This is a genomic window from Halomonas urmiana, from assembly GCF_005780185.1.
Lineage (GTDB): Bacteria > Pseudomonadota > Gammaproteobacteria > Pseudomonadales > Halomonadaceae > Halomonas > Halomonas urmiana.
In genome coordinates this window covers 1-12,416 of the sequence record NZ_VBUI01000002.1, presented here as the reverse complement: position 1 = coordinate 12,416, position 12,416 = coordinate 1, and the positions used below count along the sequence as shown (strand labels likewise).

Here is a 12,416-nt window from a genome sequence, read left to right as displayed (position 1 = left end):
AGCCGCGCTAGTATACGCCTCGTTCTCGGGGGTCAGACAGCACGGCCAACAGACCCGAAAACACCGTCGGAGCGTGGCGCAGCTTGGTAGCGCGTTGCAATGGGGTTGCAAAGGTCGCAGGTTCGAATCCTGTCGCTCCGACCAGAATCATCAAGAGAAACCGCCACTTACGGATCATGCCGGGTGGCGGTTTTTCGTTGGGTGCTATTTTTGGTAGCACATTGGTAGCAGTCCTCGGCAACATCCATAGCCGGTTAGCAACAAGCCTGAAGTGGTCCAGCGGATGCAAGCGGCATCCAGCAGCTCACCCAAACTGCGAACAGACAGCCCCTGCACACTTTGTTACGCTAAGGTTCATTAGAGCACTTAGTAGGAAAGTGCCAAGAAGCCGCAGGGACGCGCGCCAAACGGATGCCAGGAACCGCGTCCCCGATGCAGGAAGCCGGGGGAAAAATGGGACAGCACCAGCAGTTCGCACCAGGGATGCGCCTGGAAATCCGCGACGCCGAGTGGCGCCTTACGCGTCTGGATCATTCGAGCGACGGCGGCTACCTGCTCGGCTGTACCGGCCTTTCCGAACTGGTACGCGGCCGTGAGGCCCAATTCCTCAGCCGTCTGGAAGACGAGATCCGCATTCTCGACCCGGCCACAACTGAGCTGGTCGACGATCTCTCTCAGGGCTATCGCGCCGGGCTGCTCAACCTGGCGACCCAGCTGCGTGACACTGCTCCCACCGACGAGCGCATCCATCTCGGCCATCACGCCGCCATGGACGCCCTGCCCTTTCAGCTCGAGCCCACTCGCCAGGCGCTAGGCCAGCCGCGGGCGCGCATCCTCGTTGCCGATGCCGTCGGCCTGGGCAAGACCCTGGAAGCCGGGATCCTGACCAGCGAGCTGATCCACCGCGGCCGCGGCAAACGCATTCTGGTACTTGCAGTGAAATCCATGCTCGGCCAGTTCCAGCAGGAGTTCTGGAACCGCTTCACCATCCCGCTCACGCGGCTCGACTCCCAGGGGCTGGCCAGGGTACGTGGCCGCATCCCGGCCAATCACAACCCTTTCCATTACTTTGACCGGGCGATCATCTCCATCGATACCCTCAAGCAGGACATCGAGTATCGCCACTACCTTGAGCAGGCCCACTGGGACATCATCATCATCGATGAGGCCCACAACGTGGCGGAGCGCGCCGGCGCTCACGGCACCTCCCAGCGCGCCCGCCTGGCCAGGCTGTTGGCCACCCGCTCCGATACCCTGATCATGCTCTCGGCCACGCCTCACGACGGCAAGGCCGAAAGCTTCGCCAGCCTGATGAACATGCTGGACCCCACTGCCATCGCCAACCCCAGTGACTATGCCCACGAGGACTTCCGCGACAAGGGCCTGGTGATCCGGCGCTTCAAGAAGGATGTCCGCGACCAGCTCGGCGACTTCCCGGACCGCGAGATCGCCCGCCACCATGCCCCGGCCAGCCGCGAGGAAGAGCACGCTTTCGGCGAGCTGATGAACGTCACGTTCCACACCCTGGATGGCAAGCGCACCGCCGGCAGTGGCCTTTTCCGCACCCGTCTGGAAAAGACGCTCTTTTCCAGCCCGGCCGCCTGCTTGAGCACCATCAACAACCGTCTTAAGCGCCTCGAGAAACAGGAAGCGAGCCCCGAACGCGACGCCGATATCTCGAGCCTCGAGGGCCTGGCTCTGGCAATCCGGGCGGTGACGCCAGAACGCTTCGGCAAGTACCAGGCAATGCTCGAACTTCTGGGCAACAAGACCGGCCGTGGCGAACTGGGCTGGAGCCGAGAGAGCGACGACCGCCTGGTGATCTTTACCGAGAGCCTGGTCACACTGGCCTTCCTCGAGGAGCACCTGCCCGCCGATGCGGGCCTCAAGGCCAACCAGGTGGCGGTGCTGCGTGGTACCGACCGCGACCGGGATCTCATGGCCACGGTGGAGACCTTCAACCGTGGCGACAGCCCTCTGCGCCTGCTGCTCTGCTCCGACGTGGCCGCCGAGGGCATCAACCTGCACCACCGCGCCCACCGCCTGGTGCACTTCGATATTCCCTGGTCGCTGATGATCTTCCAGCAGCGCAACGGCCGCATCGACCGCTACGGTCAGACTCGGGCCCCGCAGATCCGCTATCTGCTCACCGAATCGCAGCATCCCAAGGTGCGTGGCGACCAGCGCGTACTCGAGGTGCTGATCGACAAGGACGACCAGGCCAGCCGCAACATCGGCGACCCCTCCGAGTTCAGCGCCGGCCGCACCCAGGAGGAGCAGGAAGCCCAGGTGGCCGAGGTGCTCGAGCGCGACGACGACCCTAACGACCTCTCCGATATCTTCGCCGGCCTGCTCGACAACCAGCTCGAACAGAGTGAGTCGCCACTCGATGCCTTCATCCCCGAGGGGCCACCGGCCCGGGGCCTGGCCGAGCTGACCGCCCAGCCACCGCGACTCTACCCCAGCACCCTGGCCTGGAGCCGCGCCGCCATCGACTGGCTACGCCAGGCCATGCGCAACCAGGGCCAGGAACTGCAGGCCAGTGTGGACGAGAGCGCCCAGCGCCTAGAAATCGTTGCCCCAGCGGACCTGCGCCAGCGGCTCGCCTACCTACCGCGCGAGATCCGCCCCGAACACGATCGCTTCATCCTGACGGCAGATGTTGAGCGCATGCAGCAGGCCCTCGACCAGGCTCGCCAGGAGGATGACCCCTGGCCCACCGTGCAGTATCTCTGGCCGCAACACCCGGTGCTGGAATGGCTGCGCGACCGCATCCTCAACGCCTTCGGCCGCCACACTGCCCCGGTGATCCGCGTGCCCGGCCACCTTCCCGCTGGCCAAGCCCGTTTCCTGCTCCAGGGGGGCTACCCGAACCGGCGAGGCCAGTCGCTGATCCAGGCCTGGTGCGCCGTGCCGGTGAATACCGACAACGGCCAGGTGGGAGAGCCCATGGCTCTGGAGGACGCCCTGGCCGAGCTGGCACTCGACCCCATGGCGCTGCCCAACCCTGGCATCCCTGGCGACACCAGCACTCTGCAGGCCGCCCTGCCCGGCGCCGTGTCCGCCGCCGAGCGCTACCTCGAGGCCACCCGCCAGGTTCGCGAAGCCGAGCTTAACGAACGCCTCAACGCCCAGATGCAGGCCATGGATGCCCTCAAGGCCCGCCACCGGCAACAAATCGAACTCGACCTTGCCAGCAGTCGCGAGCAGGAAGCCCGCAAGCAGCGCCGCCGCGAAGAACGCACCGCCCAGCTCCAACGCGTCTTCGACGACTACCTGGACTGGCTGGAAGCCACCCAGCAGATCGAACGCCAGCCCTGGCTCCAGGTCGCCGCCGTCTTCACCGGCGACCCGGCCACGACCAAGGAGAGGCAGGCATGATGGGCACCAGGGCCTTTCAAAGCCCACCGGTAAGCCGCGGCTCAATGGCAGTGGCAGATGCCTTGCATCCCGATATCGGCGTGCCTATAATCCGTGGCAACACACCCGCCAAGCCTATGACTGCTCCGGCAGTTACGCTCAAATCGAGCGGGTTTTTTATCGCCCCTACGCCAGGCCTGCGCCACCTCGTTCCGAAGGTGGCCATATGACCCGCTTCAACAAGCCCGCCCTCACGGCTCGCGAACAGCTCGATCTGCTGGTCGCACGGGGTCTGCAGGTTCGGGACACCGAACGAGCCCTCCGCCTGCTCGAGGTCACCACGCTGTTCAGGCTCAGCCCCTACATGCGGCCCTTCCAACATCCAGATGACAGTGACCACACGTTCAGGCCAGGCAGTCAGCTCGCCGATATCGTGCAGGTTTATCGCTTCGACAGCGACTTGAGGCAATTGATGATGACGGCACTCGAGCGAGTCGAGGTCGCCATTCGCGCCTGTATCAGCAACCATATGGCGCCAACCTACGGACCACACTGGTACCTGGACCGCGACCGGTTCGGCTATCGCTACCGCTTCGGCCGCATGATCGGCGATCTCGAGAACACCCTGTCCTCGGAGCGCACGAAGTTCCAACGCGAGCAGCGACAGATCCTCAAGAGTCACGTTCCCGACGACGTGAAGGCTCAGCGCATCGAGAGCCGCAAGAGAGACAATTACCCCCGCTTCTACGCCGAAACCTACTCCGACCCTTGCTTACCCCCTTCCTGGGCCGCCCTCGAAGAGATGAGCCTTGGAGCCATTTCACACCTCTATCAGGGACTGGCAAAGGACCGGGACAGGAAAGCGATCGCGATACGCTTCGGCCTACCGCAGAAGGTGCTCCGCAGCTGGCTTCATACCCTAACCTTCGTACGCAACATCTGCGCCCACCACGCCAGGCTATGGAATAGAGAGCTCGGCATTCCTCCCCAGTGGCCGGAGAAGCTGCCATTACCTGATGGTGAAACAAGCCGGGATGCGCCTCGCCGCCTCTTCACCGTTCTGGCCATGTTGACCTATCTCACCACCCAGATAAGCCCGGACACCCGCTGGCCAGGTCGCCTCCAGGCCCTGCTCGAGGAATATCCCGATATCCCGCGCCAGCCCATGGGCTTCCCGGACGACTGGCCGCAACGACTCGCATCGCTACACCCGCAATCGTCGGCCCCGGCCGGCGGCGCGCAGACGCATTAAGGCAAGGCAAGCTATGGCATACGCAGGCATCGTCAACGACAACGAGTTCTACAGCGAGCACTACCTCGCCGATATCTTCGAGGGCGATATCCGCGGCGTGCTCGAGGCCTGGCAGCAACGCGCCACCGAGCATGGCGAGGAGACGCCCTGGACCCTGCTGCGCCGCGGCGCCTTCGAACGGTTGCGCGAGATCGAGGCCGTACAGACCTTGTGCCGACGTGGCCATGCACACGAAGCGGTGGCCGGTGCCCGCGCCCTGGCCCGCCCGCTGCTCGAGGCATTGGGGTATACCGCCAGGCCCGAGCGTCGCCTGCTCAGCGACGACTGCGAGATACCGCTGATGGCGGAGCTTTCCGGCCAGGATGGCGCGCCCCTGCTATGGGTGATCGAGGCGTTGCCCCTCGAGGAACCCGAGGGCGACCCGCTGGCCGCCAGCCCGCTGAAGGAACAGTACCTGTCGCTCGATGAGACCCCGCTGCCCAACGCCCTCCAGCGTGAACTCGCCTCAAACAATCCGCCCAGCTGGCAGAGCCTGCTCTCCCGCGAGGTCTTCGCCCGCGAGCGCCCGCCGCGCTGGGTGCTGCTGGTGGCGCCGCACCAATGGGTGCTGGTCGACCGCACCCGCTTCGCCCGCGGCCAGCTATTGCGCTTCGACTGGATGGAGCTGCTCGCCCGCCGAGAGACGGAGGCGCTGAAGGCGGCAAGCGTCTTGCTGGCGCGCGAGTCGCTGCTCGAGGCCAACGGCCAGAGCCTGCTCGACAGCCTCGACGAGAACGCCCACAAGCACGCCTACGCGGTCAGCGAGGATCTCAAGTACGCCCTGCGCGAATGCATCGAGCTGCTCGGCAACGAGGCCGCCCGCCAGCTGATCGAGCGCGCCCGCGCCCGCAAGGAGGGCATCTACTCCGGCCAGCTCGACCCGGACCGCCTCTCCCGGGAATGCCTGCGCACCATGTACCGGCTGCTGTTCCTGTTCTACATCGAGGCCCGCCCGGAGCTCGGCTACGCCCCGGTGGACAGCCCCGTCTACCTCAGCGGCTACTCTCTGGAGGGCCTGCGCCAGCTGGAGATGACGCCCCTGACCAGTGAACGCGAGCGCCAGGGCAGCTTCCTCCACCACTCCATCACCCGGCTGTTCCGCCTGGTGCACGAGGGCGTGGAGGCGCCACACACCGACAGCCTCGATTTCGACGGCCTGAACGCCGAGGGAGCCGCCGCTCGCCAGGCCGGACGCAGCGCCTTCACCCTACCGGCGCTCAAGAGCCATCTCTTCGATCCCGAGCGCACCCGCCTGCTCAACGACGTGGTCTTCCCCAACGCCGTCTGGCAGCAGGTGATTCACAAGATGTCGCTGTCGCGGCCCAATGGAGGCCGGGGCAACCGCCGCCGCGGGCGTATCAGCTATGCGCGCCTGGGCATTAACCAGCTCGGCGCCGTCTACGAGGCGCTGCTCAGCTACCGCGGCTTCTTCGCCGAGCAGGAGCTCTTCGAGGTCAAGAAGGCCGGCGAGGCCAACCCCGACCCGCTCGATACCGGCTACTTCGTCACCGCCGAGCAGCTGGAACACTTCCGTGAAGACGAGAAGGTCTTCGACCGCAACGAGGCCGGCCACCGGGTGCTGCGCCGCCACCCCCGCGGCAGTTTCCTCTACCGCCTGGCCGGGCGAGATCGCGAAAAGAGCGCCTCCTACTACACCCCGGAGGTGCTCACCAAGTCGCTCGTCAAGTACGCCCTGAAGGAGCTCTACGCAGAGCAGCTCGACCCACTAACCGACGACGCCGCCCGCGCCGAGCGCCTGCTCAGTTTGACGATCTGCGAGCCGGCCATGGGCAGCGCCGCCTTCTTGAACGAGGCCATCGACCAGCTCGCCGACAAGTACCTGGCCCTGGCCCAGAGCGCGCGCCAGGCCGAGAACCCCGCCGCCGAGCGCATCCCCCAGGCCGACTACGCCGCCGAGAAGCAGCGGGTGAAGATGTACCTGGCCGACCACAACGTCTTCGGCGTCGACTTGAATCCCGTGGCGGTGGAGCTGGCCGAGGTCTCGCTGTGGCTCGGCGCGCTCTCCGCCGACCGCTTCGTGCCCTGGTTCGGCTTCCAGCTGCGCACCGGCAACTCGCTGATCGGCGCCCGCCATGAGGCCTACCCGGCAAGCACCTTGACGCTCAAGCCCAAGGACCCGGCGGCCTGGCTCAACCGCGCCGGTGATGCGGTGCCCCTTGCCACCGACGACGAGAACGAAGACACACTGCTGGGCGAGCGAATCTGGCACTTCCTCTTGCCCTACCCAGGAATGGCGGACTATTCCGACAAGGTCGCCAAGCAGCTCTTCAAGGACGAGCTGGCCGCCATCAAGGCCTGGAAGAAGCCCTTCACCAAGCCCTTCGACGCAACCGAGGTCAAGCGCCTGCAGAAGCTCAGCGCACAGGTCGAGGCACTGTGGACCGAGCACGCCCGGGAGCTCTCGCGCATCCGCGAGCGCACCAGCGACCCCTACCCCATCTACGGCCATGAGGGCCGCGGCGAGGCCACCAGCCTGGCCTTCAAGGATGCCCTGGAAGCCTCGCTCACCGAGCGCTACCAGCAGAGCGCCCCGGCCTACCGCCGCCTCAAGCTCGCGATGGACTACTGGTGCGCGCTGTGGTTTTGGCCCATCGACCGGGCCGAGGAGCTGCCCAGCCGCGAGGAGTGGCTCTGGGACCTGGAGACCCTGCTGCTCGGCGACACCATCGGCGCCGGCCCCAGCCACGACACCCCGGACCTCTTCCAGCTGGAACCGGACCGGGTGGAGGAAGGCCAGCGTTTCGTCGACCGCTTCGGCGTGGTCAAGCTCGAGACCCTGTTCCGCGCCTGCCCGCGCCTGAAGCTAGCCGATGAGCTAGCCGAGCAGCGCCGTTTCTTCCACTGGGAGCTGGAGTTCGCCGATATCTTCGCCGGCGCCGTCAGCGGCCGCCGCGGCTTCGACCTGGTACTGGGTAACCCTCCCTGGCTCAAGGTGGAGTGGCAGGAAGGCGGCATCATGGGCGATCACCAGCCGCTCTTCGCTCTGCGCAAGGTCTCGGCCAGCAAGCTCGCCGAGCTACGCGAGCAAGCCTTCCACGACCATCCCGCCCTGCTCAGCGCCTGGCGGGAAGAGTACGAGGAGAGCGAAGGCACCCAGGCATTTCTCAATGCTGCCAGCAATTATCCGCTGCTCAAGGGCGTACAGACCAACCTCTACAAGTGCTTCCTGCCAACTGCCTGGCGGCTGGGCAGCGAACAGGGCGTGGCGGGTTACCTGCATCCGGAGGGGATCTACGACGATCCCAAGGGCGGCGCCTTCCGCGAGGCGGTCTATCCACGGCTAAGGGCGCACTTCCAGTTTATCAACGAGACCAAGCTGTTTGCCGAAGTCGATAATCACACGCGATATAGCGCCAATATCTACGGGCCGGCCAAGATGTCACCTCGCTTCTGGCAACTAGGCAACCTCTTCGTGCCCAATACCATCGATGCCTGCTTAACCCATAACGGCGAGGGTGAGGTACCCGGTAGCAAGGAGGAGTACGAGGGAGAGGATGGTCGCCCTCGGGTGAAGTGGGACTTCACCGGACACCGCGATCGCCTGATCCAGGTCGATACGGATACGCTGGGGCTCTTCGCTTCGCTCTATGACGAAGCCGGTACGCCACCGCTGCAGGCACGCCTACCCGCCCTGCATGCTCGGCAGTTGCTCAGCGTACTGGAACGCTTTGCCGCTCAGCCAACCCGCCTTGGCGACCTGGATGGCGACTATATCTCGCTGGAAATGTGGCACGAGACCAATGCCCAGAAGGAAGGCACCATTCAGAGGGAAACGCGCTTTCCCCAGAGGGCGGGCGAATGGATCCTCAGCGGCCCTCACTTCTTCGTCGGCAACCCACTCTTCAAATCGCCACGCCCAGGCTGCAAGAGCAACAAGGACTATGACAATCTCGACCTGGAAGCCCTGCCCGACGACTACCTACCGCGCACCAACTATGTGCCAGCTTGCGATGCCGACACCTACGCCGCCCGCACGCCACGAGTTAGCTGGACCGAGGAAGGGGAAAACCAACCCAGAAAGGTGACAGAGTATTATCGATTCGTTAACCGTCGCATGTTCGGTGCTTCTTCCGAGCGCTCATTCACGGGAGCAGTAGTTCCAAAACAGGTTGCCAACATCAACACAGCCGTGACAACAGCATTTCGCAGCACACAGCAACTGATCGAGTTTGCCGGGCCGACAATTTCTATCGTGTATGATTTTTTCCTGAAATCTACTGGAAAATCAGATCTTTACGGCTCACATTTGGAAACGTTCCCGCTTATAAGTGCCCCAGCAGTCAGCTTGCGAGCTTTGGCGCTTAACTGCCTGACCACCCACTACGCCGATCTCTGGCACTCCTGCTGGAAGGATAATTTCAAGCAGGCCCGCTGGGCCAGCGATAGCCCACTGCTTGATCACGACTTCTTCGCCAAGCTGACACCGGAATGGCAACACCACTCCGCCTTGCGCAACGACTACGCCCGCCGCCAGGCCTTGGTCGAGATCGATGTGCTGGTCGCCCAGGCGCTGGGCATGACCCTGGAAGAACTCAAGACCATCTACCGCGTGCAGTTCTCGGTGATGCGCCAGTACGAGGCCGACACCTGGTACGACGCCAGTGGCCGCATCGTATTCACCCCCAGCAAGGGCCTCGTCGGCGTCGGCCTGCCACGCAAGGCCAACAGGAAGGACCTGGACAACGATATCCACTACTCCATCGAATCGCCGGAGCGGACCGAGTACGGATTAGCCCTCGGCTGGGAAGACGTAAAAGACATGACGGAAGGCGTCGTCCGCAAGACCTACCTCGACGACACCCTACCCGACGGCCCCTGGGAGAAAACCGTGGAATACCACGCCCCCTTCACCCGCCCGGATCGGGAGAAAGACTACGAGGAAGCGTGGGTGTTTTTTGAGGAGGAACAGTCATGAAAAAGACCGTGTTTATGATTGCCGCACTGTGCCTGACTGGAGTACTCATCGCCCAGCAAGCAATGGCCGCTACCTATAACATGCGCAATCAGAGATCACACGGTGAATGGGCCTCAATGGAGTTACACCTCGGGCAAGAGGGATTCTTTCGCGCTATAAACCCTGTCGCTTACAGCGATGGCTATCTGGCCGTAGACTTTTATCCTACTAATTGCCGTGAGCCAGTAGTCAGCACTCGGATCGAAACCGATGAGATCCAAGCCCAGTCTCAGTCTGAAATGTACTATCAATCTGACATCAGGGTTGACCGCCGAGATATTCAGAACGGATTGGTAGAAGCGGTGCTGGAACGAGGCGATTCTGGCCTTTATCTTCACTATCTGGTACCCGATATCACACAACTCCTTAGGGATACGCGTAACGGCACTATGGTACGCTTTCGAATATCTGGAGAAGACATCGACACCTTGTATCTTGAGTTTGGCCTACGGGGGTCCATGTCAGCCATTAATCGTGCAGCCTCCATGTGCCATGAAATAGCAGAATCGCCTGAAGACTTTTTCAGGGACAACAGCGAACCCAAAGGATCGGCGCAGGACTTTTTTTAATCAACAGTGGAGTAACCTACATGAAAAAAACGCTAACCAGCCTAATTGTCACTGGATTACTTGCCGGCTGCACACCTGCGGGCGTCAAGAATATCCCACAGGAAGATTTCGACAAGAACTTTGTCTTCACCCAAAGTTACGACGAAGTATGGGGAAGCACTGTTGAATGGTTTGCCATGAACAACATCCCAATTAACAGCATGGAGAAGGACTCCGGACTCATATCGTCCAACCATGGACTCTCGCCTGGCAGTAGCGTCATTAACTGCGGCGAACCCACTGGCAATGTTGGCCTCTATCAAGCTCGTTTCGAATCAGCTGATAGCAATATCAATGTTTTGGTTCGTGAAATAGGCCCTGAGCAAACGAGAGCAACAGTCAACATTTTCGGGAATGCCGGCATCGTGGTTCGAAACGGGTATGGAAACATCGTGAGCAGCAACGAAGTTAGGTGCGTTTCCACAGGAAAGCTTGAAAATAGCTATGAAAACTTCATTCTCTCAAACTAAGACACTGTAGATGTGGCGGAGATATATCTTCGCCATTTACAAAAAACATAGAGAAAATCAATGAAGGAATTCAAAATATTTCAGCACCCAGCTGGAAAACAAGAAGAAGTAAAGCAAGGCTGGTCATGGCCAGGGTTCTTCTTCGGTCCCATCTGGGCACTGGTCAAGAAACTGTGGGGGTTGGGTGCTGTTCTGCTTGTGATCGTCCTCTTGCTTAGCGCCGTTCCCGTGGAGACAGAGCTGGGTATTTTGACCACCCTCATCATGCTGGTGATCTACATCGTTTGTGGAATCAATGGCAACAGCTGGCGCGAAAAAAACCTTAGGTCGAGGGGCTATGATCATCTCGATACGGTGTCGGCCGCAAACCCTGATGGGGCGATAGCAGAATATATTAAAAAGTTCAGAAACCCCGCCGAATGAAAGATTTAGTGAAAATCCTCAAATCACAGTCGCAGTCCGACGAGTTCGACACGATCAAGATCACGCTGGCGTCGACGGACATGATTCGCTCTTGGTCCTTCGGCGAGGTCAAGAAACCCGAAACGTTCGATCATCGCACATTTAAACCGGTACGTGATGGTGTCTTCTGCGCCAAGATTTTCGGCCCTTTGAGGGATTACTCATGCCTGTGTGGTAAATACCAGCGCATGAAGCACCGTGGCATCATCTGCGAGAAGTGTGGCGTCGAGGTCACCAAGGCGGCGGTGCGCCGTGAGCGCATGGGCCACATCGAGCTGGCAAGCCCGGTCGCGCACATCTGGTTCCTCAAGTCGCTGCCGTCGCGCATCGGCATGTTCCTCGACATGACCCTGCGCGACATCGAGCGCGTGCTCTACTTCGAGAGCTTCATGGTCATCGATCCGGGCATGACCACCCTCGAGCGCGGCCAGCTGCTCAACGACGAGCAGTACTTCGAGGCCCTCGAGGAGTTCGGTGACGACTTCGACGCCCGCATGGGTGCCGAGGCCGTCCAGGCGCTGCTCAAGGATATCGACCTCGACGAGGAGATCGGTCGCCTGCGCGAGGAGATCCCGCAGACCAACTCCGAGACCAAGATCAAGAAACTCTCCAAGCGCCTCAAGCTGCTGGAGGCCTTCCAGGGCTCCGGCAACGATCCGGCGTGGATGGTGATGGAGGTGCTGCCGGTACTGCCGCCGGACCTGCGCCCGCTGGTGCCGCTGGACGGTGGCCGCTTCGCGACCTCCGACCTCAACGATCTGTACCGTCGCGTGATCAACCGCAACAACCGCCTCAAGCGGCTGCTCGACCTCAATGCGCCCGACATCATCGTGCGCAACGAGAAGCGCATGCTGCAGGAGTCGGTGGACGCGCTGCTCGACAATGGACGTCGCGGTCGGGCCATCACCGGTTCCAACAAGCGCCCGCTGAAGTCGCTCGCCGACATGATCAAGGGCAAGCAGGGGCGCTTCCGCCAGAACCTGCTGGGCAAGCGCGTCGACTACTCCGGCCGCTCGGTGATTACCGTGGGCCCGACCCTGCGCCTGCACCAGTGCGGCCTGCCCAAGAAGATGGCGCTGGAGCTGTTCAAGCCGTTCATCTACTCCAAGCTGCAGTCGCTGGGCCACGCCTCCACCATCAAGGCCGCCAAGAAGATGGTCGAGCGCGAGACGGCGGAGGTGTGGGACATCCTCGCCGACGTCATCCGCGAGCACCCCGTGCTGCTCAACCGCGCCCCGACCCTGCACCGC

Annotated in this window: 7 protein-coding genes and 1 tRNA gene; all 8 read left to right on the top strand. The window is 62.3% G+C overall.

Annotated elements, in window-relative coordinates; genetic code table 11:
• The first annotated feature begins 67 nt into the window (after positions 1-67).
• Positions 68-144, top strand: a tRNA-Pro gene (locus FEI13_RS01340).
• Positions 145-453: 309 nt separating this feature from the next.
• Positions 454-3,381 carry a DEAD/DEAH box helicase gene (locus FEI13_RS01335; protein ID WP_204758329.1) on the top strand — a complete coding sequence of 976 codons (2,928 nt, stop codon included), beginning with the start codon at positions 454-456 and terminating at the stop codon, positions 3,379-3,381.
• 205 nt (positions 3,382-3,586) lie between these two features.
• Positions 3,587-4,612, top strand: coding sequence for an Abi family protein (locus tag FEI13_RS01330; RefSeq protein ID WP_138178874.1), 1,026 nt, complete (start codon positions 3,587-3,589; stop codon positions 4,610-4,612).
• Positions 4,613-4,625: 13 nt separating this feature from the next.
• The gene (locus FEI13_RS01325) at positions 4,626-9,587 is read left to right on the top strand and encodes a DNA methyltransferase family protein (RefSeq protein WP_138178873.1); all 4,962 of its coding nucleotides are present in this window, start codon (positions 4,626-4,628) and stop codon (positions 9,585-9,587) included.
• Positions 9,584-10,195: a hypothetical protein gene (locus FEI13_RS01320; protein ID WP_138178872.1), complete on the top strand. Its 612-nt coding sequence runs from the start codon at positions 9,584-9,586 to the stop codon at positions 10,193-10,195. The genes FEI13_RS01325 and FEI13_RS01320 overlap by 4 nt, the downstream gene beginning before the upstream one ends.
• Positions 10,196-10,215: 20 nt before the next feature.
• Positions 10,216-10,704 carry a hypothetical protein gene (locus FEI13_RS01315; RefSeq protein ID WP_138178871.1) on the top strand — a complete coding sequence of 163 codons (489 nt, stop codon included), beginning with the start codon at positions 10,216-10,218 and terminating at the stop codon, positions 10,702-10,704.
• Positions 10,705-10,764: 60 nt separating this feature from the next.
• Entirely contained in the window at positions 10,765-11,127 is a 363-nt protein-coding gene (locus FEI13_RS01310) for a DUF2628 domain-containing protein (protein ID WP_138178870.1), read from the top strand.
• Positions 11,124-12,416, top strand: a 1,293-nt coding sequence (locus tag FEI13_RS01305; RefSeq protein ID WP_476729734.1) for a DNA-directed RNA polymerase subunit beta', incomplete at its 3' end; no start/stop codon positions are given. The genes FEI13_RS01310 and FEI13_RS01305, both read left to right, overlap by 4 nt.